Annotated in this window: 24 protein-coding genes and 7 pseudogenes; 18 read left to right on the top strand and 13 right to left on the bottom strand. The window is 60.5% G+C overall.

Annotated features, from left to right (window positions below; all coding sequences use genetic code 11):
- Nucleotides 1-60 precede the first annotated feature (60 nt).
- From PY308_RS22620 to PY308_RS22630, 3 genes are all read right to left on the bottom strand, one after another.
- On the bottom strand, nucleotides 61-891 hold the full coding sequence (locus tag PY308_RS22620) for an AraC family transcriptional regulator (protein WP_275791523.1): 831 nt from the start codon (nucleotides 889-891) through the stop codon (nucleotides 61-63).
- 95 nt (nucleotides 892-986) lie between these two features.
- Nucleotides 987-1,418 carry a RidA family protein gene (locus PY308_RS22625; RefSeq protein ID WP_275791524.1) on the bottom strand — a complete coding sequence of 144 codons (432 nt, stop codon included), beginning with the start codon at nucleotides 1,416-1,418 and terminating at the stop codon, nucleotides 987-989.
- Nucleotides 1,419-1,424: 6 nt separating this feature from the next.
- Nucleotides 1,425-2,897: an FAD-dependent monooxygenase gene (locus PY308_RS22630; RefSeq protein ID WP_275791525.1), complete on the bottom strand. Its 1,473-nt coding sequence runs from the start codon at nucleotides 2,895-2,897 to the stop codon at nucleotides 1,425-1,427.
- 308 nt (nucleotides 2,898-3,205) lie between these two features.
- Between PY308_RS22630 and PY308_RS22635 the strand changes: the two genes are divergently transcribed.
- Both PY308_RS22635 and PY308_RS22640 read left to right on the top strand, forming a co-directional pair.
- Nucleotides 3,206-3,928 carry an alpha/beta fold hydrolase gene (locus PY308_RS22635; protein ID WP_275791617.1) on the top strand — a complete coding sequence of 241 codons (723 nt, stop codon included), beginning with the start codon at nucleotides 3,206-3,208 and terminating at the stop codon, nucleotides 3,926-3,928.
- Nucleotides 3,929-4,053: 125 nt separating this feature from the next.
- On the top strand, nucleotides 4,054-4,974 hold the full coding sequence (locus PY308_RS22640) for a helix-turn-helix domain-containing protein (RefSeq protein ID WP_275791527.1): 921 nt from the start codon (nucleotides 4,054-4,056) through the stop codon (nucleotides 4,972-4,974).
- 326 nt (nucleotides 4,975-5,300) lie between these two features.
- Here the strand turns inward: PY308_RS22640 and PY308_RS22645 are convergent, their stop codons facing one another.
- Nucleotides 5,301-5,732, bottom strand: a complete 432-nt coding sequence (locus tag PY308_RS22645; RefSeq protein ID WP_275791528.1) for a plasmid maintenance toxin (PemK-like) — start codon at nucleotides 5,730-5,732, stop codon at nucleotides 5,301-5,303.
- Nucleotides 5,719-5,997, bottom strand: coding sequence for a type II toxin-antitoxin system Phd/YefM family antitoxin (locus PY308_RS22650; protein ID WP_275791529.1), 279 nt, complete (start codon nucleotides 5,995-5,997; stop codon nucleotides 5,719-5,721). Before PY308_RS22650 ends, PY308_RS22645 begins: the two co-directional genes overlap by 14 nt.
- A gap of 76 nt (nucleotides 5,998-6,073) precedes the next feature.
- Here PY308_RS22650 and PY308_RS22655 point away from each other — a divergent pair.
- Nucleotides 6,074-7,243, top strand: a pseudogene (locus PY308_RS22655) (tyrosine-type recombinase/integrase).
- Between the two features lie 167 nt (nucleotides 7,244-7,410).
- On the opposite strand, the gene PY308_RS22660 reads toward PY308_RS22655, so the two are convergent.
- From PY308_RS22660 to PY308_RS22675, 5 genes and pseudogenes are all read right to left on the bottom strand, one after another.
- Complete coding sequence (locus tag PY308_RS22660) at nucleotides 7,411-7,716, bottom strand: hypothetical protein (RefSeq protein ID WP_275791531.1); 306 nt, start codon at nucleotides 7,714-7,716, stop codon at nucleotides 7,411-7,413.
- A 21-nt stretch (nucleotides 7,717-7,737) separates the two neighbouring features.
- Nucleotides 7,738-8,046 (bottom strand): RNA polymerase sigma factor, encoded by a 309-nt coding sequence (locus PY308_RS22665; RefSeq protein ID WP_275791533.1) that lies wholly within the window; start codon nucleotides 8,044-8,046, stop codon nucleotides 7,738-7,740.
- 75 nt (nucleotides 8,047-8,121) lie between these two features.
- Nucleotides 8,122-8,370 (bottom strand): annotated as a pseudogene (locus PY308_RS23095) (DDE-type integrase/transposase/recombinase); the annotation flags it as partial.
- 2 nt (nucleotides 8,371-8,372) lie between these two features.
- Nucleotides 8,373-8,656: pseudogene (locus tag PY308_RS23100) on the bottom strand (transposase domain-containing protein); the annotation flags it as partial.
- 6 nt (nucleotides 8,657-8,662) lie between these two features.
- Nucleotides 8,663-9,397: a GntR family transcriptional regulator gene (locus PY308_RS22675; protein ID WP_275791534.1), complete on the bottom strand. Its 735-nt coding sequence runs from the start codon at nucleotides 9,395-9,397 to the stop codon at nucleotides 8,663-8,665.
- A 96-nt stretch (nucleotides 9,398-9,493) separates the two neighbouring features.
- On the opposite strand from PY308_RS22675, the gene PY308_RS22680 reads away from it, so the two are divergent.
- The 11 genes and pseudogenes from PY308_RS22680 to PY308_RS23105 form a co-directional block, all read left to right on the top strand.
- A complete protein-coding gene (locus tag PY308_RS22680; RefSeq protein WP_275791535.1) occupies nucleotides 9,494-10,099 on the top strand; it encodes an amino acid synthesis family protein in 606 nt (201 codons plus the stop codon).
- Between the two features lies 1 nt (nucleotide 10,100).
- On the top strand, nucleotides 10,101-10,898 hold the full coding sequence (locus PY308_RS22685; RefSeq protein ID WP_275791537.1) for an alpha/beta fold hydrolase: 798 nt from the start codon (nucleotides 10,101-10,103) through the stop codon (nucleotides 10,896-10,898).
- Complete coding sequence (locus PY308_RS22690) at nucleotides 10,895-11,821, top strand: flavin reductase (protein WP_275791538.1); 927 nt, start codon at nucleotides 10,895-10,897, stop codon at nucleotides 11,819-11,821. Before PY308_RS22685 ends, PY308_RS22690 begins: the two co-directional genes overlap by 4 nt.
- A 5-nt stretch (nucleotides 11,822-11,826) precedes the next feature.
- Nucleotides 11,827-12,864, top strand: coding sequence for an LLM class flavin-dependent oxidoreductase (locus tag PY308_RS22695; RefSeq protein WP_275791540.1), 1,038 nt, complete (start codon nucleotides 11,827-11,829; stop codon nucleotides 12,862-12,864).
- 4 nt (nucleotides 12,865-12,868) lie between these two features.
- The gene (locus PY308_RS22700; protein ID WP_275791542.1) at nucleotides 12,869-14,335 is read left to right on the top strand and encodes an aldehyde dehydrogenase; all 1,467 of its coding nucleotides are present in this window, start codon (nucleotides 12,869-12,871) and stop codon (nucleotides 14,333-14,335) included.
- Nucleotides 14,336-14,340: 5 nt separating this feature from the next.
- A complete protein-coding gene (locus PY308_RS22705) occupies nucleotides 14,341-14,670 on the top strand; it encodes an NIPSNAP family protein (RefSeq protein ID WP_275791618.1) in 330 nt (109 codons plus the stop codon).
- Nucleotides 14,671-14,805: 135 nt separating this feature from the next.
- Nucleotides 14,806-15,816 carry a polyamine ABC transporter substrate-binding protein gene (locus tag PY308_RS22710; protein ID WP_275791543.1) on the top strand — a complete coding sequence of 337 codons (1,011 nt, stop codon included), beginning with the start codon at nucleotides 14,806-14,808 and terminating at the stop codon, nucleotides 15,814-15,816.
- Nucleotides 15,817-15,952: 136 nt separating this feature from the next.
- Nucleotides 15,953-16,765, top strand: a complete 813-nt coding sequence (locus PY308_RS22715; protein ID WP_275791619.1) for an ABC transporter permease — start codon at nucleotides 15,953-15,955, stop codon at nucleotides 16,763-16,765.
- Nucleotide 16,766: 1 nt separating this feature from the next.
- The gene (locus PY308_RS22720; protein ID WP_275791544.1) at nucleotides 16,767-17,567 is read left to right on the top strand and encodes an ABC transporter permease; all 801 of its coding nucleotides are present in this window, start codon (nucleotides 16,767-16,769) and stop codon (nucleotides 17,565-17,567) included.
- A pseudogene (locus PY308_RS22725) lies at nucleotides 17,564-18,296 on the top strand (ABC transporter ATP-binding protein); the annotation flags it as partial. The gene PY308_RS22720 and the pseudogene PY308_RS22725, both read left to right, overlap by 4 nt.
- A gap of 65 nt (nucleotides 18,297-18,361) precedes the next feature.
- Nucleotides 18,362-18,649: pseudogene (locus PY308_RS23105) on the top strand (TOBE domain-containing protein); the annotation flags it as partial.
- 147 nt (nucleotides 18,650-18,796) lie between these two features.
- On the opposite strand, the pseudogene PY308_RS22730 reads toward PY308_RS23105, so the two are convergent.
- Nucleotides 18,797-19,280: pseudogene (locus PY308_RS22730) on the bottom strand (transposase family protein); the annotation flags it as partial.
- Between the two features lie 579 nt (nucleotides 19,281-19,859).
- Here PY308_RS22730 and PY308_RS23110 point away from each other — a divergent pair.
- Nucleotides 19,860-20,018 (top strand): annotated as a pseudogene (locus PY308_RS23110) (DUF1194 domain-containing protein); the annotation flags it as partial.
- Nucleotides 20,019-20,029: 11 nt separating this feature from the next.
- Here PY308_RS23110 and PY308_RS22740 read toward each other — a convergent pair.
- Both PY308_RS22740 and PY308_RS22745 read right to left on the bottom strand, forming a co-directional pair.
- A complete protein-coding gene (locus tag PY308_RS22740; RefSeq protein WP_275791547.1) occupies nucleotides 20,030-20,554 on the bottom strand; it encodes a cupin domain-containing protein in 525 nt (174 codons plus the stop codon).
- 29 nt (nucleotides 20,555-20,583) lie between these two features.
- Complete coding sequence (locus PY308_RS22745) at nucleotides 20,584-21,258, bottom strand: peroxiredoxin-like family protein (protein ID WP_275791548.1); 675 nt, start codon at nucleotides 21,256-21,258, stop codon at nucleotides 20,584-20,586.
- 242 nt (nucleotides 21,259-21,500) lie between these two features.
- Here PY308_RS22745 and PY308_RS22750 point away from each other — a divergent pair, with 242 nt between their 5' ends.
- Genes PY308_RS22750 through PY308_RS22760 form a run of 3 tightly spaced genes read left to right on the top strand, consistent with a single transcriptional unit; the run spans nucleotide 21,501 to nucleotide 24,920 of the window.
- Nucleotides 21,501-22,670 carry an acyl-CoA dehydrogenase family protein gene (locus tag PY308_RS22750; protein ID WP_275791549.1) on the top strand — a complete coding sequence of 390 codons (1,170 nt, stop codon included), beginning with the start codon at nucleotides 21,501-21,503 and terminating at the stop codon, nucleotides 22,668-22,670.
- Between the two features lie 20 nt (nucleotides 22,671-22,690).
- Nucleotides 22,691-23,815 (top strand): LLM class flavin-dependent oxidoreductase, encoded by a 1,125-nt coding sequence (locus PY308_RS22755; protein ID WP_275791550.1) that lies wholly within the window; start codon nucleotides 22,691-22,693, stop codon nucleotides 23,813-23,815.
- A gap of 52 nt (nucleotides 23,816-23,867) precedes the next feature.
- Entirely contained in the window at nucleotides 23,868-24,920 is a 1,053-nt protein-coding gene (locus tag PY308_RS22760) for an ABC transporter substrate-binding protein (RefSeq protein ID WP_275791552.1), read from the top strand.
- Nucleotides 24,921-24,923: the final 3 nt, after the last annotated feature.

The following is a 24,923-nucleotide window of genomic DNA, read 5'->3' on the forward strand; positions in this document are numbered from 1 at the left end:
GATGGTGGGCACAATCACCAAAAGCCTGCGACGTCGTGTGATGGAAGCGACTTTGCGTCCCTAGCCGCTAAGATAACGCGAACGCAGGTCGGGTGAACTCACGCCGAATCGACCGTCACCAAAATACCGGGCCGGACTTGCCCCCGCATGTCGGCGAAACATGGTTATAAAACTGCTAGCGCTCTCATAGCCAAGGTCCAGGGCGATGGTGGTGACGGCATCGCCGCTGGCCAACCGCTGCAGCGCGAGGCCCACATGCAGTTGTTGCCGCCATTGACCGTATGACATACCGGTCTCGCGCTGGAAAAGGCGCGTGAGGGTTCGCTTGCTTGCGCCAATACGCGCGCCCCATTCCTCAATAGTGAGGCGCGCAGACGGGTCTTCCAAGAGCGCGTCTGCGAGACGCCGCAGCCGCCGGTCTGCGGGCATTGGCAACCGTAGCGGCTCTAGCGGAGCATCGCGAAGCTCGTCCAGAAGAACCGCCGACAGCCGAGCACGCCTCCCCTCCTCTGCCACCAGGAAGGCAGGATCTGATGTGAAGCAGAGAATGACCTCTCGCAGCAGCGGGCGAATGAATAATATTCCACAATCTTCGCCCAGAAAGTCTGCAAGGTCAGGCTCGATATAGAGATTGGCCATGACAATCCTGCCACTGGCACGCGCCAGATGCAGCACACCGGCAGGCAGCCAGACGGCGCATTGTGGCGGAACGGTCCAAATTCCGCCAGCCGCTTCAACCGTCAGAGCACCGCAGATCACATAGAGCAGTTGCGCTTTGCGGTGACGATGGGGTTCGGTTTCGCCAACAGCCGTGAGTTCGATCGTCAGCCCCACAACAGAACTTGGAACGATGTCCGGATCGTCGATCTCAGGCGTGATAGTGATGCTCATCGGCTCGTTTTCTCCGCGGTGCATGCCGACTCTAGCCGGAGAGTCGCGCCTTGCAAGGACATTGGGCTGTTTCATCGCTTGGCCTGGTAGTCAATCTAACAGCAGGCCAAGCGGTCAAAATCCGGGGGTAGGGAAACGATGGCATCGATCTCTACCAACCAGTCCGAATGGCCGAGCGCTTCAACGCCAAGGAAAAGACTGGCGCAGACCGGCCAGCCTTGCCCGAAGACGGCATGCCCGGCCTCGAAGATGGAGCCGACGAGCTCGTTGCTGTGGCGGACGACATGCAGCCCCATCCGCACCACATGCTCTGTCCCCACACCAAGCGCATCAACCGCATCCCTCAGATTGCGGAAACATTGTTCCGCCTGCAGACGATGATCATCTTTACCGACAAGCCGCCCGTCAGCATCGATAGCGACCTGCCCGGCGATGAACGCAAGAGCACCTGCCGGTGCGATGGAGATTTGAGCGTAGAGCGGCGCCACCGGTGCTGGCATTGAGACTGGATTGAGGTGCCTTATCATGACTGACTACCCTTCTCGCGTGGAGGTGCTGGCCGCAGTTTGCGCCACGTAACCGTCCGGCCTTACCAAGATCGCACCAATATCTCTGAGAGTGTCCCCATGCGCGGTGGGAACGCCTCTTGCTTCAACGACAGAGCGCGGATGTAACCAGTCAGGCCTCTCAACTTTGGCGCCTTCGGAAATGATCAAATCCAGCCATTGACCTTTCGAGAGGAGGCCGAAAAGGGTGGCATCTGTACCGTCAGAAAGCCTCAACGGCATGTCGCGGATACGGTTGCCGACCAAGCCCGAGCGTGGCGGCGCAGAGCCGGGCAGCGGTTCAGGATATTGCACGGCAAAACCCGAGACTTGATTAGCAAAATAAGCGTTGATCGCGGGCACTTTCAGCATGTCATTGAATAAGCCCCGAAGCGCTCTCCCCCGCGCCGAGAAGGCGGTGATCAGGTGGCTCTGCGCCATCGTCGTGTCGCGAAGATAGATACCGACCGGCAGGCGTTCGGATTCATATGTGTCGAGCAACTCTGCGGGCGCGGTTCCCGTCGCCACCGCTGCCAGCTTCCAGCCAAGGTTCATCGCATCCTGAATGCCGACATTCATCCCCTGCCCGCCAGCCGGCAGATGAATGTGGGCCGCATCGCCCGCCAGGAATATGTTTCCACGACGATAGGACTTTGCCAGCCGCGTTTCGTTGTCAAACCGCGACAACCACAAAGGGGAATGGGCGCCGAAGTCAGAACCAACGACCCGCGCGGTTGCCCGGCACAACTCTTCCAGTGTAACCGCATCCTGCCTTCTGCGACCGCTGTCTTCAGCCTCGTTGACGACGATCCGGTAGTGCACCCCGTCGCCAAGTGGCGCTATCAGCACACAACCGTGCTCGTTGAAAGCCGATACCAGGGGCGCGTCCGGTGGAGACGCCAGAACAACGTCGCCCAAGAACCAAGTACCGCTCCCGGAATGACCCTCGAATTCGATCCCCGCCTGTAAGCGAACCAGGCTTCGCGCCCCGTCTGCGCCCACGACGTAACGTCCGTGAAGTTCAAACGGCCTCTCGTTGGCGCCGGAGACTGTGACGCCGCCATCGGCTCCGGAAACGACTCTTTCCGCCACGGCGCCGCGATGAATCTCCACACCGAGTTCCAGAGCGAACTCTTCGATCAAAGCCTCCGTCGTCTCCTGCGGGATGTATAGGGTGTAAGGGAACCGGCTGTCGAAAATGTTGAAGTCCAACCGAGTGTCGAGGACCGCATAATGTCCTGATTTGATCGGCTTTCCGACGGCCAGAAACCGCTCCTCGATCCCTCGCAGTGACAGGACTTCCAGTGTCCGGCCATGAATGGTCAGTGCCCGGGATTGATTGATACGGTTCGTGCGCCGCTCGATGACAGCGACCCGCAACCCGGCAAGTCTGAGTTCGCAAGAGAGCCAAAGTCCGACAGGGCCTCCACCTACGATGATGCAATCGTAAATTTCCTTCATTTCCAGCCCCTTCTATCCGTGAGCGGGGTGCTCCCGCCGTCACCAACAGTCATTAGCCGGTGAGCCGATGCTTCACTCTCCCCGTCCTGCCAACATGTTTCGCCAAACGGCCATTGTTCGCTGCCCCTTCGTCCATAGACCCAGACCGTTGAACGATCCTGCAGCGCCGCAGGATCGTTCAACCGGCAAGCGCACAATCCGGATAGTCATCGTGTGTTGGCGGACAGTTCGCCAAGGACACATGAAGGAGTCATCCAATGTCCAGTTTTTTCAACTTGCTCGCATCGGGCGTGATGCTTGCCGCAACCATGGGAGAACCAGCAGCAATGGCAGCCGATAGCACACCGAAATCCATCGTTCTCGTCCATGGCGGCTTCGTCGATGGTTCGGGATGGGAAGGCGTCTACGACATCCTCAAGAGCGACGGTTACGATGTCACTATCGTCCAGAACCCGACGGTCACCCTGGAGGATGACATCAGGGTCACGAAACGCGCGATCGCTGCGGCGACCGGCGACGTGGTTTTGGTTGGCCACTCCTACGGTGGCGTCGTCATCTCCGAGGCAGGAGCCGAATCCAAAGTAAAATCGCTCGTCTACATTGCCGCTTTTGCGCCCGACGCCGGTGAATCGGTCTCCAGCCTGATCGCAAATCCCGTCCCCGGCGCTGCTGCACCTCCGATCCTGCCGCCAGTCGATGGTTTTCTGTTCCTCGATAAATCGAAGTTCGCGCAATCGTTTGCCGCCGATGTGCGCCCCGACCTCGCCGCCTTCATGGCAGCCTCACAGGTTCCGTGGGGCGTCGGCGCTCTCGATGGCAGGGTCACTGTTCCGGCATGGAAGGCCAAGCCTAGCTGGTATCTTGTCGCCACCGATGACAAGATGATTCCACCAGATGCCCAGCGGGGGATGGCCAAGCGGGCCGGCGCCAAGACCGTCGAGATCCCTGGCAGCCATGCGGTCTATGTCTCTAACCCAAAAGCAGTCGCCGAGATCATAGAAGACGCCGCCAACACCAAGAAGAGCGGCTAAGTTATTTCTCGGGTCGCCGCCGCTCCTATGTTTCGGCGACCCACCACTGCAGAATCGTTCAATTGACAATTGAGTGGCCATGATATCTTGCGCTGTGCCATCTTGTTGGACGTGGGAACGCTACTATGACCCTGAATGTGAAGCTTGTTGAAGTGGCGACCGTCCCCATTGGTCTGCCCCACAGGACCGAGCTAAAGTTATCGGTCCGCGGCTTGTCATGTTCGAGACTGATCGCCGCTGACGTGAACTATGGTTTCAAGCCGACCGAAAGCAATCCCAGTTTTCCGACCTGGGAGGGCGCCTACAGTATTGGCGTGCACTTTAACGACGAGAGGAGCGAGGTATTCCTCGACGGACGCTATTACGCTCACCCCAATCGCAAGGGTCAGACGCATTTTCTCTATGTCTCGGAACTTGCACATATCGATTTTACGACGCCGCGGCATACACAGGAGGTGATCCTGCAGCGCAGCTTTATGCGCGAGATTGCTGATGACCTTGAAGTGCCGCGTGTCACGCATCTGGGCAACAGTCTGTACCATATGACCGACGATCCCGTCCTTCGGCGCCTTGCCCTCAGGATCTATCCGTTCTTCGATGCACCCGAGACGATCGATCCCTTGATGGCGGATCACTACATGTGGAGCCTTGGTATCTACCTTTGCGCCCACTATGGCGATCTTACCGCTCGACGCCCGATCGTCGGGGGACTGAGCACCTGGCAGGAACGGCTAGCCAAGGACGTCATCGAAACCAGCTTGGTTGGCGGAATCGGACTTGCTGAGCTCGCTCAGCTTTGCGGTCTTCGCATCAGCCAATTCGCGCATGGTTTCAAGCGATCCACAGGGGTAGCACCCTATGAATGGCTCCTCAGAAGGCGAATCGAGCGCGCCAAGGAGAATCTCCTGTCGGGCAGTAAACTCTCGGAAGTTGCTGTTGCATGCGGCTTTGCCGATGAAAGCCACCTGACCCGGATGTTCCGGCGAGCGGTTGGGGTGACGCCAGGCACATGGCGAACAGACAGAGCAACTGCTCTCCGACATTAGCTATCAACTGGAACTTACTGTGCGTCTTGGCCCCGAAGCTTAACAGGAACCGGCGGAGTGGCTTGAAAGTCGCATGGCGGAACAGCCGTCCATCTTCGCTCTGTTAAAGATTGATGCAACGTCGAACCGAGCGTTTAGGTACATCCGATCCCACGGACACCGCCCTTTAGGAAAACAATCACTATCGATAATATTCAAGTATCGATAATGATGGATTATGACTCGGGGGGCTGTAAAGTCGGGACAACACGCGGCTGCAACGACCAAAAACGGGATGAAAAATAACGGTTGCCAGAGGGATTCACGATGACATGCCCACGCAACAGCTATTCGCTTCGGGCCGTCGCACGATGGCGTTGCGCCCTCGCCAGCTCGACAAACCGGCGCTTAACCTCTTCAAACAAGACCGGTGGCAGCGCGCCAAAATAGCCGGTTTCACTGTCCATCGGCCTGACGTCGGGTCCGGGCCAGACGAAACGGTTACTCTCTGTCAGAACAATCCACGAGCGCTCGTCGTCAAGTCCCAGGCGCCGTTTGGTGGCAGCCGGGATTTCAACAGCGTCTTGCGGATCGGATGGCGGCGAATGCGTGACAGGCAAAACTCGCACGACCGGCGTTCCGTCTTCCAGTGTGGCAACAATCGCCAGAACCAGCACAGGGCGGTCCTTGTCGCCCTCCTCCCGGCCTTCGAGATGCTGCCAATGCCAAAGATACGAATATCGGAACAGCCAGCCGACCTTCGGTTCAGTCGGCAGCATGCGTATCCGTCAACAGTTCGGCGTTGAGATGATCCAGGCCCGGCTCCATCCGCGATGCTTCAATGGCGCCGAGGTCATCGTCGCCGAGCATGCTCGAAAGTTCAACACGTCGATCGCGCTTTGCCAGGCGAACATAGTCCTCATAAGCAATGAGAACGGTGCGAGGACGACCGTTTTTAGTGATAATGACAGGCTCGCGGACTGCAGCGTCCTGATAGGCCCCAAAATTTTTCGAAACCGCCGCAGCGGTAACAGTTGACGTCATGATAGAACTCCTTTGTTCCGGAATATACGGGATTTCCGGAACTTTTGCAAATTCCCTATCCGGCGAGGCCTATAAGATGAAGCATAAATCGCAGATCGGGCCTGCAGCTGACCAGACGGTCCTGAAGCGCGCCGAGGAACTGGATGCACTCGATGCCATCCTGCCGTTCGATCACCGCGACCAGCTCGCCGAACTTCTGACCGATGAAGACGTCGCGACGCTCAAACACCTGGCCAGCTAGGCATGGGCGACAATACCATGCGGGCATTGGCGTCCGACCTTGCCTATCTTGAAGTTTGGTGTTCCGTCGCCACCGGCACTCTCCTCCCCTGGCCGGCTCCGGAAAGCCTGCTTCTGAAATTCGTCGCCCATCATCTTTGGGACCCAGTCGAGCGGGAAAGCAATGCCGATCATGGCATGCCCGAGGACGTCGCGATCGCCCTCCGCCTCAAGGGGTTGCTGAGAAGCACCGGACCGCATGCGCCGGCGACCGTTCGCCGCCGGTTGACGAGCTGGTCGATCCTGACGCGCTGGCGCGGGCAGACCGGATCGTTTTCGGCGCCGTCGCTGAAAAGCGCACTCCGGTTGGCGCTTCGCACCAGCAATCGCCCGCGGCAGAGAAAAAGCAAGAAGGCCGTCACCGGCGATATCCTCGCCAAACTGCTTGCGGCTTGCGCGGGCGATCGGCTGGTCGACCTGCGTGATCGGGCGCTGCTGCTGATGGCTTTCGCATCCGGCGGCAGACGCCGTTCCGAAGTGGCGGGACTGCGCGTCGAGGATCTGGTGGACGAGGAACCGGTTCGCGCCAATCCGGCTGACGAGCACTCTCCTCCCCTGCCTGACGATACATCTCGGCCGCACCAAGACGACTTCAGCGGATGACGACGAGCATGTGGTCCTGATCGGCAGGCCTGTGACGGCACTCAGGTATTGGCTGACAGAGGCAAAGATCGAAGCAGGTCCAGCCTTTCGGCGTATCGACCAGTGGGGCAATCTTGACCGGCGAGCGATGACGCCGCAGTCCGTCAACCTTATCCTGAAATCCCGCATCAAGCAGGCCGGGCTGGACCCGGCGCAGTTTTCTGCCCACGGACTTCGATCCGGTTATCTCATAGAAGCTGCCAGCCGCAGCATTCCATTGCCTGAAGCCATGCAGCAGTCGCTGCATAAATCCGTCACACAAGCGTCGGGATACTACAACAACACCGAACGTAAAATGGGGCGCGCTGCACGGTTGGTGCTCTGATGGCGTGCTGCCAGCGCCATCGTACGAGCGCCGGGGCCGGACTGCCATTGATGCGCGAGATACCCGATCGTGAAGAAATTGCCGGCAGGAGATATGGCCAGCAGCGCGAAAACGGCGGTTCGTAATATGCCAAAGCGTGTCATAGGCTGCTCTCCGGACGATCGAATTCATCGCCAAACAGGAATGTTTGTCGGCGCGCCGGCCGCAACCGCAAACAGGGACGATTCGACGGAACGTCCTTCTACTCTGGCGAACTGGTGTCCACCCACCAGCGCGGCTCCCGTCAGGATGAGCACCACAGCGGTGGCTAGGCGGGGCGATGCAAAGGAAGACCACAGCCATTTCGAACTCGGGTTCCGGCGCGCGCCGAGCCCGTCAAGCACCTTCCGGGCCAGAAGGCTGTCATAGACTTCATCGGTGGCAGCTTCGCGGACCAGGCGGTCGACCGGATTCTCATCCAGGCGGTCCTCCACCAGCCGGCGGTATGGCGCCGGCTAGGTCGATACGTCGTCGCCGAAACGGTGTTTCAGATTCTTGAATTTTACGTCACGCATTGTCATACCCTTGGGCCTCCGCCTGCTTTTTCCATATGCTCCCACAACGCGCGCCGCGCGCGGACCAGAAGCTGCTCCCATCACCTGTGCGATTTCCGCAACGTCGAGATCGGCGACCGCGCGCAGGAGCAGCGCCATGCGCTGGCGCCGCGGCAAGTCGAGGATCCCTTTGCGGGCCAAGGCCAGCCCCGACCGTCCGGATAGTCTCGCCTCGACGTCTGGTTCTTCAAAGGCAGGCTCGGCGTGCATCGCGTCCAGCCCGACGAGACGCAGCAGCGCGTTTCAGGGCTTGTCGCAAATATTTTCGTAGGCCGCGATTGTCCCCTAAACGGTGTGCATTTCATACTTTGTTAACCTTTGCAGTCCGAAGAGGCGCGCAAGCAGATCGTTCTGGTCGTTGACGGTCCAACTGCCGGAAAAGCCAAAGCCCTTCCTCAAACACAGCATCGCCTCGAAACCCGAGATGGTTCGCCGCGCAGTGTTGAATGACTGGAACCCGCCGATCTTGGGCATGCTCTTCTTCAGCCGGAAGTGGTCGCTTTCGATGCCTTGTTGGAGATGCTTGGTGGCGTAAGCCACTTGCCGCGGATCCTGACGTAGGTCTCATCGACGCGACCGAGCCGCAATGTGGCCGACGAAACTGACGCAACCGCTTCTCGATCATCGGCGCGTAGGCCAGAACCCAGCGGTTGATCGTGCTATGGTCGACCTCGAAACCGCGTTCCCGGAACATCTCCTCCAAATCGCGATAGCTGAGCGGATAATGCAAATACCAGGCAACCGCCTGCACAATCAGCAACGCCTCAAAATGCCGTCCCTTGAAATCGTCTTTCGATTGGCTTTTCGGCTTCTCGGTAAGACCAAACTAAACTTTCTGGTCGAGGTCCTTTTCTAAGGCTAGCAGCGTTTGAGCAATTCCGGCGGCTTCGGAAATATGGTCACGACATGCCACGCTTGCGGCGTCGGGGTCGTTGCGTAGAATGGCGTTGAAAATCTCGCGCATCTTTGCCGGGCCGGAAACCTTACGGTTTGTGGTGGAAAGCGTCATGACCCGCAGCCTTGAAATACGACCGTTCAGGCGCTTTACGATATCCCAGGCGATTTCGTGGCCGCCGGAGAGAAAGATCGTCTCGTAGAACTCCGTCGTTGCCGAAAGGATTGTCAGCGCGTCGTCCTTGGCGGAGTTTCGATCAAGGTCCTCCAGCACCTTTTTCAGCTTTTCCTTGGTGGCCGCGTCGGCATTGCGGGCACAATCGGCGACCGCCGTGGTTTCGAGCGCGGTGCGGATATCGTAGATCTGCCGGGCCAGGTTCCAGTCGAGCAGGGCAACAATCGGACCCTGCTTGGGGGCTGTCTCGACCAGTCCTTCCGCTTCCAGATGGCGCAGTACCTCCCGGATCACAGAGCGCGAGACGCCGAGTTGATCACACAAAGTACGCTCCACCAATCTCTGCCCTGGCGCAAAGGCGCCGGCGATGATGGCGTTGCGCAGCCTGTCGAGCGCCATTTCACGCAGGGTGATCGGCGGGTTTTCGATACGCAGCGAATCGATGTGGAGCGCGGTTTCAGCAGCGGTGGGGGCCAGTCGATTTTGAGTCATGTTTCCTCTTAGACGCAAGAAAGATTCGAAACAAGCTTGACACGTGATATTATGGTATACCATCCTACAGTCAGTTGACATAATACGAGAGAAACTATGGCGCTCGAAATCCGCAAGACCCTGCTGCAGGTGGAAACCACACTGATCGAAGGCGGCAAGGCGGCTCCCGTTCCGTTGAAGCTGTATTCAGCTATCGCCGTGATCAAGAACCCTTGGGCGGGACACGGCTTCGTCGAGGATCTGAAACCGGAAATTCATGCCGCCGCGCCGGTACTCGGTGCGTTGTTGACAAAGATGATCATCGATGCTGTCGGTTCGGGCGACATGGTGGAGGCCTACGGCAAGTCGGCGGTTGTCGGCCTCGACGGCGAAATCGAGCATGCGTCAGCGCTCATCCATACGCTTCGCTTTGGCAATCACTATCGGCAGGCGGTCGGAGCCAAGTCCTACCTGGCCTTCTGCAATACGCGCGGGCCGGCCAATGCGCCGGTGATGATCCCGCTGATGGACAAGAACGACGAGGGACGCCGCTCGCATTACCTGACCATCCAGACATCGGTCCCCGATGCGCCGGCGGCCGGCGAAATCCTCATTGCGCTCGGCGCTTCGGTCGGTGGCCGCCCGCATCATCGCATCGGCGATCGCTACCAGGACCTGAAGGATCTCGGCAACGACGACGTCAACAATCCGGCAGCGGTCTGAGATGATGACGGTCCGGCGGTTGCAGACGCAACAGGGCGCGGCCTTTGCCGAAACCGGCAGCGGCGAACCGCTGGTGCTGATCCATGGGGTTGGCATGCGCCTCGAGGCCTGGGCGCCGCAGATGGCAGCATTGGGCAGGACGCATCGCGTGATCGCGGTCGACATGCCGGGACATGGTGAAAGCCAAAGCCTGCCGCAGGGCGCCGGACTGGAAGCCTTCGTCGGCTGGATTTCCACCGTGCTCGACGATCTCAAACTTGAGAATGTCAGCATCGCCGGTCATTCGATGGGAGCGCTGATCGCCGGTGGCGCGGCGGCGACCCTGGGTGACAGGATCGCCCGCGTCGCCCTGCTCAACGGCGTCTACCGTCGAGACTCCGCAGCACGCGCGGCAGTCCTGACCCGAGCCGCAGAGATCCGCGATGGCATGATCGACTTCGACGGCCCGTTGCTGCGCTGGTTCGGAGAGGACAGCAGGGACAGCGCCGTCTACCGGCTGACGCATGACTGGCTGTCGTCGGTAGACCAGAACGGATATGCGACGGCTTACCAGGCCTTTGCCGCCGGCGACGGCACCTATGCCGATTGCTGGCCGAGAATCCGCTGCCCGGCATTGTTCCTGACGGGATCGGACGATCCGAATTCGACGCCGGCCATGGCGCAGGCGATGGCGCAGGCAGCACCCGCGGGCTACGCCGTGCTCATCGACGGTCATCGGCATATGGTCAACCTGACGGCCCCCGACGAGGTCAATACGATCCTTGCTGACTGGCTGGCGCGCAAGGAGGAGCGGACATGAACGAGACGATGATTGACGCACGTGCTTTGCGCGATGCCTTCGGCGCGTTCCCAACCGGCGTGACGGTGGTCACCACCCATGACGAAGCAGGCCAGCCGATCGGCTTTACCGCCAATTCCTTCACCTCGACATCGCTCGATCCGCCGCTCTTGCTTGTCTGTCTGGCCAAGACATCGCGCAATTTTGCGACGATGACCGAAGCGCCCGGCTTTGCCGTCAACATCCTGTCGGAAACCCAGAAGGATGTGTCGAATACCTTCGCCCGCCCGGCCGCCGATCGGTTCGCCAGCGTCGAATGGTCGAGTGTGCCGGGTGGAGCGCCGGTCTTTGCCGATGTTGCTGCCTGGTTCGACTGCGCGATGGAACAGGTGGTCGAGGCTGGCGACCATGTCATCCTGATCGGTCGTGTGAAACGCTTCGGAAACAGCGGTCTGAACGGCCTCGGCTATGTCCGGGGCAGCTACTTTTCCCCGGCGCTGGCGGGCAAGGCCGTCTCTGCCGCAGCGGAAGGCGAGGCGCAACTGAGTGCTGTTCTCGAACGCGACGGGCAGGTGCTGATGCTTGGCGATGATCGTCTCAGCCTGCCGACATGCGCCATGGAAGGCAGCGAACCGGCGCAGGCGCTGAGCAACTACCTGCAGGACCTGACCGGCCTGTCAGTGTCGATCGGCTTTCTCTATTCGGTCTATGAAAGCCGGATCGACAACCGGCAGCATATCGTCTATCGCGCGTCCGCCGTCGCCGGAACACCGAAGGCCGGACGCTTTGTCTCACCGGCCGAGGTTCCGCCGGAGGCCTGCGCCAGCCCGGCGACATCAGATATTCTCAGGCGCTTTGCCTTCGAAAGTTCGATCGGCAATTTCGGCGTCTATTTCGGCAATGAAATCGCCGGCAAGGTTCACCCGATATCCAGGAAGGCCTGACCGTCATGAAGTTTTCCCTCTTCGTCCATATGGAACGCCTCGATGCGGGCCAGGATCACAAGAGCCTCTACGAGGAGTTCGTGGCGCTGTGCGAAATCGCCGACAAAGGCGGCATGCATGCCATCTGGACCGGCGAACATCACGGCATGGACTTCACCATCGCGCCCAATCCGTTCATCACCATCGCCGATCTCGCCCGCCGCACCAAGCATGCAAGGCTCGGCACCGGCACGGTGATCGCGCCCTTCTGGCATCCGATCAAATTGGCGGGTGAGGCTGCAATGACCGATCTCATCTGCGACGGCCGGCTGGATATCGGCATCGCGCGCGGCGCCTATTCCTTCGAATATGAACGCCTTCTGCCGGGTCTCGACGCCTGGGGCGCGGGCCAGCGCATGCGCGAGTTGATCCCCGCGGTCCAGAAACTCTGGGAGGGTGACTACGCCCATGACGGCGAATTCTACAAGTTTCCCTCGACCACCTCGGCGCCGAAGCCGATCCAGCAGCATCCGCCGATCTGGGTCGCTGCCCGCGATCCGAACAGCCACGAATTCGCGGTGGCCAATGGTTGCAACGTCCAGGTGACGCCGCTCTGGCAGGGGGACGACGAGGTCGAGACGCTGATGGGCCGTTTCAATGCTGCCTGTGCCCAGAACCCGGCGATCGAACGGCCGAAGATCATGCTTCTGCGCCACACCTATGTCGGCTCCGACGAGGCCGATATCAAGCAGGCCGCGCATGAGATGAGCGTCTACTACAATTACTTTTTCGCGTGGTTCAAGAACGAGAAGCCGATCCACCAGGGCCTGATCGAACGGATCTCCGCCGAGGACATCGCCGCCAATGCCATGTTGTCGGGCGATATCATGCGTCGAAACAACGTCGTCGGCGACGCCGACACCGTCATCGGCCGACTGAAGGCTTACGAGGCCATGGGCTATGACGAATATTCCTTCTGGATCGACACCGGCATGAGTTTCGAGCGCAAGAAGGCTTCGCTCGAACGCTTCATCGCCGACGTCATGCCGGCCTTTGCGGAGTAGACCGATGCAGCAATTCCAGTGTTACATCGATGGCCGTTTCGAGGAGGGGCAAGCCCGCTTTGAAAGCGTCGATCCGGCAACCGGGCTTTCCTGGGCGGAAATGCCGGAAAGCCGGGTCGCAGATGTGGACCGCGCGGTCACTGCCGCGCATGACGCGCTGTACGGCGATGGCCCATGGCCGAAAATGACGGCGACGCAGCGCGGCAAGCTGCTCTACAAGCTGGCCGACCTCGTGGCCGCCAACGCGCCGCGACTGGCCGAGATCGAAACGCGCGACACCGGCAAGATCATCCGCGAGACCTCGTCGCAGATCGCCTATGTCGCCGACTACTATCGCTACTATGCCGGGCTTGCCGACAAGATCGAGGGCGCGCACTTGCCGATCGACAAGCCGGATATGGAGGTCTGGCTGCGCCGCGAACCGGTGGGCGTGGTGGCAGCCATCGTGCCGTGGAACAGCCAGTTGTTCCTGGCGGCGGTCAAGATCGGCCCGGCGCTGGCTGCCGGTTGCACGCTGGTTGTCAAGGCTTCGGAAGATGGCCCCGGTCCGCTGCTCGAATTTGCCCGGCTGGTCGATGAAGCCGGATTTCCGGCAGGCGTCGTCAATATCCTGACGGGCTTCGGCGCCACCTGCGGCACGGCGCTGACCGCGCATCCGAAGGTCGCCCATATCGCCTTTACCGGGGGAGCAGAAACTGCGCGCCATATCGTGCGCAGTTCGGCGGAAAACCTTGCCTCCACGTCGCTGGAGCTTGGCGGGAAATCACCACTGCTGGTCTTTGCCGATGCGGATCTGGAAAGTGCTGCTAATGCCCAGATCGCCGGCATCTTCGCGGCCACCGGCCAGAGCTGTGTTGCCGCGTCCCGGCTGATCGTCGAGCGCAGCGTCAAGGACCGGTTTCTCGATATCCTGAAGACCAAGGCCGAGGCGATCCGTATCGGGTCGCCGCTGGACATTGGCACTGAAGTCGGCCCGCTTGCTACCAGACGGCAGCGCCAGCATATCGAAACGCTGGTTGCCGCCTCGCTCGATGCCGGGGCTCGCCTTGTCACCGGCGGCAGCGCTCCGGACGGCGATGGCTATTTCTACCGCCCAACCATTCTCGACTGCGACGATACAAGCTCGCCATCGCTGCAGAAGGAATTCTTCGGGCCCGTTCTGTCCGTCGTTTCGTTCACCACCGAGGCCGAGGCGCTGGCGCTGGCCAACGACACGCTCTACGGTCTTGCCTCCGGCATTTTCACCCAGAACCTAACGCGCGCGCATCGGCTGATGAAGTCGCTGCATGCGGGTGTCGTCTGGGTGAACACCTATCGGGCGGTTTCGCCGATCGCTGCATTTGGCGGCTCGGGCCTTTCCGGCGACGGGCGGGAAGGCGGGCTTGCCGCGGCACTTGGCTATACAAGGACGAAGACGGTCTGGCTGCGCACGTCCGACGATCCGATCCCTGATCCCTTCGTGATGCGGTGATGGCCATGGTCTACGAGATGCGCACCTACCGGCTGAAGAACGGAGCGATCCCTGCCTATCTCAAGGTGGTGGAAGACGAGGGCATCGCCATCCAGAAGAGGCATCTGGGCGAACTCTTCGGCTATTTCTTCTCGGAAATCGGCGTGATCAACGAGATCGTCCATATCTGGGCCTTCGCCAGCCTGGACGACCGGGAAGCGCGCCGCGCCCAGCTACTGGCAGACCCGGCCTGGCAGGCATTCCTGCCGAAAATCCGCGACCTGATCGAGGTCGCCGAAAACAAGATTTTGAAACCGGCACCCTTTTCACCGGCGGGAGGAACGCGGCCGGTCTGAACCGGCGCAGAGCTACAAGCTCGATGAACACGAGATTTCGGGATTTTGCCACCTTCCAGGGAGAACCCGGGACGGACAGCGAACGGCTGTCCCGCAAGCCAAGAAAAACAGTCCAAACAAACGGAGCAAGGGAACATGAAAAACAGACTGATCATCGCGGCTATCGCCGCAACACTGGCTCTCTCCACGCAGGTCCGTGCCGAAGACATGGTCTTCACAAGCTGGGGCGGCACCACACAGGACGTGCAGAAGGCGGCCTGGGCCGACAAATTCACGGAAAAGGCCGGCATCAACGTGCTGCAGGACGGCCCGACCGACTACGGCAAGATCAAGGCCATGGTCGAAGCATCAGGCGTCACTTGGGACGTCGTCGATGTCGAGGGCGACTATGCGGTGCAGGCCGGCAAGGCCGGACTTCTGGAGAAGCTCGATTTTGCTGTTATCGACAAGAGCAAGCTCGATCCGCGTTTCGTCACCGACTATTCGGTCGGCAGCTTCTACTATTCCTTCGTGATCGGCTGCAACAAGGATGCTGTCTCGGCCTGCCCGAAAAGCTGGGCCGATCTGTTCGACACAGCGAAATTTCCCGGCAAGCGTGCGTTCTACAAATGGTCGGCGCCGGGTGTCGTCGAGGCCGCACTTCTGGCTGATGGCGTTGCGCCGGACAAAGTCTATCCGCTGGATCTCGACCGTGCCTTCAAGAAGCTCGACACGATCAAGGCCGACATCATCTGGTGGACCGGCGGTGCGCAATCCCAGCAACTCCTGGCATCCGCCGAGGCACCATTCGGCTCGTTCTGGAACGGGCGCCTGACGGCGCTTGCGGCGACCGGCGTGACGGTCGAGACCTCATGGGATCAGAACATCACGGCAGCGGACGCCCTGGTCGTGCCGAAGGGTGCGAAGAACAAGGACGCAGCGATGAAGTTCATCGCGCTGGCGACCTCGCCCGAAGCGCAGGCTGAAATGGCGAAGGGCACCGGCTACGCGCCGATCAATCTCGACTCACCGAAACTGATGGATGCCGAGGTCGCCAAGACCCTGCCGGATCAACAAACGGCAAGCCAGGTCAATGCCGACATGGGTTACTGGGCCGAAAATCGCGATGCGATCGGCGAGCGCTGGTACGCCTGGCAGGCAAAATGACGATCAATGCGGGCATGGCACGGTCGTGCCCGCATTTTCAGTTGACCGGCATTTCTTCGGAAGGGTTTTCGGCATGGCCTTGCTGAGTGCGCAAGACAATCCACCAGTGACGACAAAGCCCCGGGGGCTGCGGCCGATGAATTTCGCCCTGACGCTGCCGGCGCTGCTCCTGCTGGTGGTGTTTTTCATTCTTCCGGTGCTGTCGCTGCTGTTGCGCAGCGTGCTCGAGCCGGAGCCGGGGCTTGGTAACTACGCGGCCCTGCTCGGGTCGACGACCTATCTGAAGATCTTTCTCAACACTTTCGTCGTATCCGCACTTGTCACAGTGGTGACGCTGGCGATCGGGTTTCCCGTCGCCTGGGCGCTGGCGATCATGCCATCGCGACTGTCGTCGGTCGTCTTTTCCATCCTGCTCCTGTCGATGTGGACCAATCTCCTGACCCGCACCTATGCCTGGATGGTGCTGCTGCAGCGTACCGGCGTCATCAACAAGACTCTGATGGGCCTCGGCCTGATCAGCGAGCCGTTGCCGCTGGTAAACAACCTGACCGGCGTGACGATCGGCATGACCTATATCATGCTGCCTTTCATCATCCTGCCGCTCTACGGCGTCATCCGCAAGATCGACCCGGCTATCCTGCAGGCTGCGGCTCTCTGCGGTGCGACCCGCTGGCAGGCGCTGACCCGCATCCTCATTCCGCTGGCAGCACCCGGCATGGTGTCCGGAGCGCTGATGGTCTTCGTCATGTCGCTCGGCTATTTCGTCACGCCGTCGCTGCTCGGCGGGACGGCCAACATGATGCTCGCCGAACTGATCGCGCAGTTCGTGCAGTCTCTGGTCAATTGGGGCATGGGCGGTGCGGCGGCGTTGGTGCTGCTGGTCGTGACGCTCACGCTATACGCGGTCCAGCTTCGGCTGTTCGGCACAGCACGGATGGAGGGACGCTGAGATGCTGCTGAACTTCGATCGTCTCGGCGGATGGAAATGGGCGCTCATCGCAATCACCGGCCTGACCTCAGCCTTCCTCATCCTGCCGATCATCTTTATCGCAGCGCTCTCTTTCGGCTCGTCGCAATGGCTGATCTTTCCGCCGCCCGGCTGGACGCTGAAATGGTACGCCATGTTCTTTGCCGATCCGCGTTGGCTGGAAGCTGCCGGCACGAGCTTTTATATCGCAGCCATCGTAACGGTGTTGTCCGTCCTGATCGGTATGGTCGCCTCGTTCGGACTGGTTCGGGGGCGGTTCATCGGCAAGGAGGGGCTTCGGGCCTTGTTCCTGACGCCGATGATCCTGCCGGTGGTTGTGCTTGCGGTTGCGCTCTACGCCTTCTTCCTGCGGGTGGGGCTGAACGGGACCGTCACGGGCTTCGTCATCGCCCATCTGGTCGTGGCGCTGCCATTTTCGATCCTTTCGATCACCAATGCGCTTGAGGGGTTCGACAGGTCGATCGAGGATGCGGCGGTGCTGTGCGGCGCCAGCCCGCTGGAAGCCAAGATCCGCGTCACCCTGCCGTCGATCAGACACGGCCCGTTTTCGGCCGCCGTCTTCTCGTTCCTGACCTCTTGGGACGAGGTGGTGCTGGCGATTTTCATGGCGAGCCCGACGCTACAGACGTTGCCGGTCAAGATCTGGGCGACGCTGCGCCAGGACCTGACGCCGGTGATCGCTGCCGCCTCAACCCTTCTCATCGTCGTCACCATCGCCCTGATGCTGCTGGTCGCGTTGTTGCGCAAAGGACTGAAATCATGAGCCAACCCTTCCTGCAGATCCGCGCCTTGCGAAAGGACTATGGCATCGTCACCGCCGTTCAGGAGGTCAATCTCACGGTCGAGCGCGGCGAGTTCATGACGTTCCTTGGGCCGTCTGGCTCCGGCAAGAGCACGACGCTTTATATTCTTGCCGGCTTCGAGAACCCAACGGCAGGCGACATCCTGCTCGAAGGCCAAAGCCTGATCTCGACGCCGTCGCACAAGCGCAATATTGGCATGGTCTTCCAGCGCTATACCCTGTTCCCGCATCTGTCCGTCGGCGAGAACATCGCCTTTCCGCTGAAGGTCCGCAGGCTGCCGAAGGCGGAGATAGACGCCAAGGTCAAGAAGATGCTGAAGCTTGTGCGGCTGGAAGGGTTCGAGGATCGTAAGCCCGCCCAGATGTCCGGCGGCCAGCAGCAGCGCGTGGCGCTCGCCCGGGCGCTGTCCTATGATCCACCTGTGCTGTTGATGGACGAGCCGCTGTCGGCGCTCGACAAGAAGCTGCGCGAGGAGATCCAGCACGAAATCCGCCGTATCCACCAGGAGACCGAGGTTACCATCCTCTACGTCACGCACGACCAGGAAGAGGCGCTGCGGCTGTCCGATCGGATCGCCGTGTTCTCCAGGGGCGTGATCGACCAGATCGGCACCGGTCCGGAGCTTTACGCAAATCCCACCACCCGTTTCGTCGCGGAGTTTGTCGGCGACAGTGATTTTATCGATTGCCGGATCATTGCAGCGCAGGATGGACGCGCCGATGTTACCATCGGATCCAGCGCTATCCGTGGCGTGCCGTTGCACGGGCTGGGTGCTATCGGTGAAACGGCGGCGCTGATGCTGCGGCCGGAGCGCCTTTCCCTGACGTGCGGATCCGCCGCGGAAGGCGGCGCCAATCTTGCGGCCACCGTAACCGACATCACCTTTCTCGGTAGCAATATCCACGTCGCCGCTACGGCAGAGAGCGGCGAAGCGCTGTCCGTGCGCCTGCCGTTCGGCCATGAAGCGGCATCACGGCTCGCGCGCGGCGATGCCATCACGCTCGGTTTCGATCCTTCCAGCGCGCACGTTTTCAGTGCCTAGCACCACTTTGGCAGAATTGAATTTTTCGCTTTCGGTATAGTAAGTGCGTTGATGACGGCTCTTCGCACTGCTGGCAAGGTCGGCTCAGGTGGCCCACGACAAACTCGTTGCTTGTTTTTCCCACTTTGCGGTCTGCAATCTCTGGTGCTAGAGGACGGCATAGGCGCTCACTGTCATCAGTGCGTGCCGATGGAGTCCCTGCCATGATCGGTCTTCGAAGTGATCGAGGCCAAGTTCCCCTTTCATCTGCTGATGTGATTGTTGGCAGACCCATCGTGCCTTGATGGCGGCAGCCAACATTTTCGACGTCGCATCGGCCGGCAGGTTGGACAGACATTATTTGCGCTCGCCGCTCGAGCGCCCCTCGCCTACCAACCAAGCTTCCTCGCCCGGCATGTATTGTTGTCCCTTGTCTTGAATGCTTTGCGGCGTGCGGTCCGCGATGCGGCAAAGCGTGCGGTCAGTCGGCCTTTCGTGCCACGACGCCAACTGACCGTCTTCCAGCGTGCAGGCGTCAGGATCGTCTCGGCTGCAAGCGAAAGCGTGTCGGGGATTGGATGCTTGCGCGGGCGGCCATGACCGGAGATCGGAAAGATCAGTTTGACATCATGGGATACACCTTCTGATGCTTAATGAGAGCTGCAACGCGCTCATTCTACCCGAAAACTCTGCGACGAGCCCGCCAACGGTCAGGACGATCTGTTTCAGCCTCCTGTCTCCGTGTTTACGTCAATGAGGCCAGCAGTGCTACGAGATGGCCTTGGCGATGCGTTTCGGTCTTCTCGAAGATGGCCTTGATCCTGCTTCGGGCGGTTTCCCTTGTGATGCCGAGGGCATCTCCGGCGTATTCGAGAGAATTGCCGCTCGCAAGAAGTCCTGCCGATCAACGTCAATCGCCACCGCCTTACCCCCTGCAGTGCTGGTATGCGCAAACAGATAAGAGACATGAAACGACTGGCTGATCAATGATTAGCCAACAACCTAAGCTGGAAATTCAGGCCTGTCCATGGCGTGGCGCCTATACATCGACAGCTGTTATTTCTCCCCGCAACCCCCATAAGGGGGTCTCACGCAATCGCTTCCTCGACAAGGGTCCGGTCGTAAAGGCGACGATGCAGGGCCAACAGCCGCAATCGTCCCGCGCGGAAACCGGCAGGAGGGGTTCATGGGCATTTGGTCATTGGCGGAACAGGCGATGGCGATTGTTGCCATGTCCGCAACGGGATTTGAGGCACGTCCCTCCGGAACAGATCAGGCACAAGGGCTGGACGTCGAGGTCGCCGTGGTCTTCGCTGTCGATTTCTCGTCTTCGATCGATCCCGCCACTGCCGACCTGCAGCGGAATGGTAATACCGCCGCCCTGACGTCGGGACGAAATGTTTATTTCCGACCGTCTGGATGGTCATGTATGGGATCGACCCAATAGACCTCTTGTGGATCCTCGACCGGATCGACATCCGTGATGTTGACGACGACGGCCTCATTGTCGGAGCGGACGAGGACACATTCGAGAACATTGTCGGGGTCGGCGTTGATTTCCTGATGCGGCACATAGGGCGGCACAAAGATAAAATCACCGGGACCGGCTTCCGCGACGAATTGCAAGCGATCTCCCCAGCGCATGCGTGCCTTGCCGCGTATGACGAAGATCACGCTTTCGAGCGCGCCGTGATGATGCACGCCGGTCTTGGCGTTCGGCTCGATCGCCACGGTTCCGGCCCAGATTTTCTGCGCGCCGACACGGGCATGATTGATCGCCGCCTGCCGAAACATGCCAGGGGTCTGGGCTGTGTTGGAATCCAGCTGGTCACCCTTGATGACGCGGACGCCGTCATGCTTCCAGCGTTCCTCGTGCGGGTGCGAATGGTTGTGGGCGTCATCGCCTTGGTGATGATGGTCGGTCAAGATACAAATTCCGATTCTGGCGTTGAAGGTCAGGCGGCAGCGCGCAGGTTGATATCGCGCACGGCATCGATGATAGCGCCGGGTTCGGTGCGCACAAGCCAGTCCGGACTGACATCGGCAAATTGGACGATGCCCTTCTGATCGATCACCACGACCGTCGGCATGGGCAGTTCCCATGTTCCCGTGCCGGTCACGTCGCCGATTGGCGTACCGGTCTTCAGCGAAAGTCTGCGGGACGGCGCGTCGAATTCATAGGTGACGCCGAAACGGCGGGCGAGCGCATTGCCTTTGTCCGTGGCGACCCGGAAGCTGAGCGCATGGCGCTCCTTGATAGCGCGGAGCTTCTCGGGGACCTGCGGACTGACGCCGACCAGGGTGGCGCCGAGCCCGGCCAGTTGCGGGGCCAAATGCTCATTGTAGTAGGGGAGGGCGATGTTGCAGGCCGGGCATCCGGCAAAACGGAAGAAGACCAGCACCAGCGGGCCGGACGGAAGCAGTCCCTGAGGCGTCAGCAGTCCCTCATCGACTTCGGTGAGCGCGAAGGTCCCCACGGCGTCGCCGCGCTTGACGAAGGCCGAGCGATCGGCGGTATCGACCAGCAGGCGCCGCTGGTCGACGTTGATCTTGAGTTTGTCGGCGGGCATCGTGAGCGCCCGGTTTGCCTGAAAATCGGCAAGCGTCTGATTGAGCGATGTGCTGGTCATGGTCTCTCCTTAACATGCGGCAGGCCCCTCCGGACCGGCATTGACCTACATCCTAAGACGAGAGACGCCTTCCTCGCGAGGGACAGGTTTTCGAAATGCCTGCCACCGACCGCCCAATTTTTTTAAATTCGCTCACGATCGGCAACATCAATTCCTTTAATCTATTAAATTTGTAGATATTGTAAACAACGCTGATGACCATTACCAGCTGCCGCTTTCTCAGAACTTCGGAGGCTTTCGAGATGAACGTCACACCGCTTCGCAGCAACGTGCCGCCCTTGGCGCAGACCGCGATCGCTGCTGCTGCAGACCTCTCGGCCGTCTTTGCCGGAACGGCGCATCTCTATGATGCCAGCACCGAATTTCCGAGTGAAAATATTCGACTGCTGCAACAGGCGGGGCTGACCGCCCTGACGGCACCGGTCGAACTGGGCGGGAGCGGTGCCGGGCTTGCGGAGGCTGCAGAGGTCATTCGGTCAATCGCCCGTGGCGAACCTTCGACCGCGTTAATAATGATCATGCAATATATCAATCTTGCGACGCTCCCTGCCAGCCGCTGGCCTGTCCATCTCGTTTCCCGCGTCATCGACGACGCGGTGAAGAAGGGTGCTCTGATCAACGCCCTGCGGGTCGAGCCGGAACTCGGCACGCCGATCCGCGGCGGGTTGCCGGCGGCGACGGCGAGATGCACGGCCGATGGCTGGGCGATCAGCGGGCGAAAGATTTACTCCACCGGCGTCGAAGGTCTGACATGGGCGATCGTCTGGGCACGAACCGACGAAGACGCCCCACGCGTCGGCGGCTTCCTCGTTCCGGTCGACAGCCCCGGTTTTCGTGTCGAGAAGACCTGGAACCCGCTCGGCATGCGCGCCACCGGCAGCCATGATGCGGTGCTGGAAGATGTCCACATTCCGCTCGACCACGCCGTCGATATCCGCCTGCCATCCGAATGGGATGCGCGCGGCGAGGGGCAGGCGGGCTGGTTTGGCATCCTACCCGGCGCGCTCTATACCGGCGTTGCGGAGGCAGCCCGCGACTGGCTGGTGCAGTTCCTGCAAAACCGTGTCCCAACCAACCTTGGCCAGCCGCTCTCCACCGTTCCGCGCATCCAGCAGGCGGTCGGCGAGATCGAGGAACTCCTCGCCGTCAACCGCCGCCTGATTGCATCCGCCGCCCGCGATATCGACGAAGGTCTGGGCGTCTCGCCGTCTGAAGCCGGTCTCATCAAGGTCGTCACCACTGAAAACGCCATTCTTGCCGTCGAGAAGGCGCTGAAGCTCACCGGCAATCACGGCGTCTCGCGCAACAACCCGCTGGAGCGTCACCATCGCGACGTGCTGTGCGGCCGTATTCACAGTCCCCAGGAAGACACCGTTCGCACCGGCGCGGGGAAGCTCGCGCTCGGTCTCTGATCCATGAAAGGATGATATCCATGCCTGTCGAAATCATCGGGTATATCGGAAATCACAATGCCTCCGAGACGATCCCGGCCTCCGGCCCGGTCATCAATCTGCAGCATATCGCGGCGGCCGCGGCGATCCATGAAAACGGAGGCTTCGACCGTGTCCTCTTCGCCTTCCACTCGACCTCGCCCGAAAGCATTCTGATCGCCCAGCATGTCGCCGCCATCACCACAAAACTGAAGCTGATGATCGCGCACCGGCCGGGCTTCACCGCTCCGACATTGGCGGCACGGCAACTGGCGACGCTCGATCACCTGACGAATGGCCGGGTGTCCGTCCATATCATCACCGGCGGCAACGATCAGGAACTGGCTCAGGATGGCGATCATCTGACGAAGGACGAGCGTTACGCTCGTACCAGCGAGTATCTCGATGTCGTCCGCAGCGAATGGACCAGCGAAACGCCGTTCGACTATGCCGGCAGATATTACACCGTCGATCGCGGCCACTCGAATGTCCGGCCGCAAGGTCCCGAAGGCATTCCGATCTATTTCGGCGGCTCGTCCGATGCGGCTTTCACGGTTGCCGGCAAGCATGCCGATATCTACGCGCTCTGGGGAGAAACCCATGCGCAGGTTGCAGAGACGATCAAGCGCGTTCGCGAGGCGGCAGCACCCCATGGCCGCAGCCCCCGTTTCAGCCTGTCGCTGCGACCCATCCTCGCCGAAACGGAGGACGCGGCCTGGGCGAAGGCTGCGCAACTCCTTGAAGGGGCAAAGGCGCTTCGGGCCAGTGCATCAGGAGAACGGCTGGTCAATGTAAACGCCAAGGTTGCAGGACATGAACCGCCAAACGAGGGGTCTCGACGCCTCCTTGCCGCCGCCGCGCAAGGCGCGCGCCTTGACAAGCGGCTGTGGACCGAGATGGCGGCGCTGACCGGCGCCAGCGGCAACTCGACGTCCTTGGTTGGAACGCCGGATCAGGTCGCCGATGCGCTGCTCGACTACTACGATCTTGGCGTCACGACATTCCTCATCCGCGGCTTCGACCCGCTTGAGGATGCCTTCCATTATGGCCGTGATCTCATTCCGCGTCTGCGCAAGCTGGTCGCCGAGCGAGACGGCGAACTTAGCCGCGCCGAGGCCGCTGAATAATCGATCAATCGACTTTCACTTCAACGGATGCCCAAGGGGCAGAGAGACAATCATGACCTTGAATCTGAAGACGTCCATATCCAGAAAAAACGGCGTTGATCGCCGCGCCTTCCTGAAGACGGCTGGTGCGCTTAGCCTGGCAGTACCGCTCGCCGGCTTTTCGACGAGCAGCCTTTTTGCCCAATCGGCGGTGCCGGCAGGCGAGCTGAAGAAGATCAAGTTCGCCACCAACGCCTCGGCAATCTGCCTTGCCCCGGTCTTCGTGGCGCAGGAGCACGGCATCTTCAAGAAATACGGGCTCGATGTCGAACTCGTCAATTTCGGTGCCTCGACCGAGGCGCTGCTGGAAGCCATCGCCACCGGCAAGGCCGATGGCGGCGTCGGCATGGCTTTGCGCTGGCTGAAAGCGCTGGAACAGGGCTTCGACGTCAAGATCACCGCCGGCACGCATGGTGGATGCTCGCGGCTCGTCGCGCTGAAGTCGCAGGGGATCACCACCCTGTCGCAACTGAAGGGCAAGACGATCGGCATTTCCGACCTTGCCAGCCCCGGCAAGAATTTCTTCTCGATTCTTCTGCACAAGGAAGGTATCGATCCAGTCGCCGACGTCGAATGGCGGCAATATCCGGGCGAACTGCTGCAGCTTGCTGCCGACAAAGGCGAAATTCACGCGATCGCCGACGGCGACCCGAAAGCCTATTTCTGGCTGCAGGACCCGAAATACATTCAGGTCGCCTCCAACCTCGATCACGGTTTCGAAAACCGCGTCTGCTGCATCGTCGGCCTGCGTGGCAGCCTGATCCGCGATGACCTGCCGACGGCAACGGCGCTGACGCGTGCTTTGCTCGAGGCACAGGACTGGACGGTTGCCAAGCCGGAAGATGCAGCCAGGGCCTTCCTGCCGAATGCACCGAAGGACAAATCGATTGACGAACTGGTCGGCGTGCTTCTCGCCCAGACACACAATCATAATCCGACGGGTGCCGACCTTCGCCAGGAAATCGCGCTCTATGCGCAGGAGCTGCGCGACGTTCAGGTGTTCAAGAACTCGACCGATCCGAACGAATTCGCCGATCGGGTCTATGCCGACGTGCTTTCGGCTTGAGGG

This window comes from Pararhizobium gei, assembly GCF_029223885.1.
GTDB classification, from domain to species: Bacteria; Pseudomonadota; Alphaproteobacteria; order Rhizobiales; family Rhizobiaceae; genus Pararhizobium; species Pararhizobium gei.

Excerpts from the sequence above, each read along its gene's own strand:
- PY308_RS22720 (WP_275791544.1), top strand. The coding sequence starts at position 16,767 with ATGCTGCTGAACTTCGATCGTCTCGGCGGATGGAAATGGGCGCTCATC.
- PY308_RS22625 (WP_275791524.1), bottom strand. The coding sequence starts at position 1,418 with ATGATAAGGCACCTCAATCCAGTCTCAATGCCAGCACCGGTGGCGCCG.
- PY308_RS22680 (WP_275791535.1), top strand. The coding sequence starts at position 9,494 with ATGGCGCTCGAAATCCGCAAGACCCTGCTGCAGGTGGAAACCACACTG.
- PY308_RS22650 (WP_275791529.1), bottom strand. The coding sequence starts at position 5,997 with ATGACGTCAACTGTTACCGCTGCGGCGGTTTCGAAAAATTTTGGGGCC.
- PY308_RS22630 (WP_275791525.1), bottom strand. The coding sequence starts at position 2,897 with ATGAAGGAAATTTACGATTGCATCATCGTAGGTGGAGGCCCTGTCGGA.
- PY308_RS22685 (WP_275791537.1), top strand. The coding sequence starts at position 10,101 with ATGATGACGGTCCGGCGGTTGCAGACGCAACAGGGCGCGGCCTTTGCC.
- PY308_RS22700 (WP_275791542.1), top strand. The coding sequence starts at position 12,869 with ATGCAGCAATTCCAGTGTTACATCGATGGCCGTTTCGAGGAGGGGCAA.
- PY308_RS22620 (WP_275791523.1), bottom strand. The coding sequence starts at position 891 with ATGAGCATCACTATCACGCCTGAGATCGACGATCCGGACATCGTTCCA.
- PY308_RS22675 (WP_275791534.1), bottom strand. The coding sequence starts at position 9,397 with ATGACTCAAAATCGACTGGCCCCCACCGCTGCTGAAACCGCGCTCCAC.
- PY308_RS22640 (WP_275791527.1), top strand. The coding sequence starts at position 4,054 with ATGACCCTGAATGTGAAGCTTGTTGAAGTGGCGACCGTCCCCATTGGT.
- PY308_RS22750 (WP_275791549.1), top strand. The coding sequence starts at position 21,501 with ATGAACGTCACACCGCTTCGCAGCAACGTGCCGCCCTTGGCGCAGACC.
- PY308_RS22715 (WP_275791619.1), top strand. The coding sequence starts at position 15,953 with ATGAATTTCGCCCTGACGCTGCCGGCGCTGCTCCTGCTGGTGGTGTTT.
- PY308_RS22665 (WP_275791533.1), bottom strand. The coding sequence starts at position 8,046 with ATGCACGCCGAGCCTGCCTTTGAAGAACCAGACGTCGAGGCGAGACTA.
- PY308_RS22710 (WP_275791543.1), top strand. The coding sequence starts at position 14,806 with ATGAAAAACAGACTGATCATCGCGGCTATCGCCGCAACACTGGCTCTC.
- PY308_RS22760 (WP_275791552.1), top strand. The coding sequence starts at position 23,868 with ATGACCTTGAATCTGAAGACGTCCATATCCAGAAAAAACGGCGTTGAT.
- PY308_RS22635 (WP_275791617.1), top strand. The coding sequence starts at position 3,206 with ATGGGAGAACCAGCAGCAATGGCAGCCGATAGCACACCGAAATCCATC.
- PY308_RS22695 (WP_275791540.1), top strand. The coding sequence starts at position 11,827 with ATGAAGTTTTCCCTCTTCGTCCATATGGAACGCCTCGATGCGGGCCAG.
- PY308_RS22745 (WP_275791548.1), bottom strand. The coding sequence starts at position 21,258 with ATGACCAGCACATCGCTCAATCAGACGCTTGCCGATTTTCAGGCAAAC.
- PY308_RS22690 (WP_275791538.1), top strand. The coding sequence starts at position 10,895 with ATGAACGAGACGATGATTGACGCACGTGCTTTGCGCGATGCCTTCGGC.
- PY308_RS22755 (WP_275791550.1), top strand. The coding sequence starts at position 22,691 with ATGCCTGTCGAAATCATCGGGTATATCGGAAATCACAATGCCTCCGAG.
- PY308_RS22705 (WP_275791618.1), top strand. The coding sequence starts at position 14,341 with ATGGTCTACGAGATGCGCACCTACCGGCTGAAGAACGGAGCGATCCCT.
- PY308_RS22645 (WP_275791528.1), bottom strand. The coding sequence starts at position 5,732 with ATGCTGCCGACTGAACCGAAGGTCGGCTGGCTGTTCCGATATTCGTAT.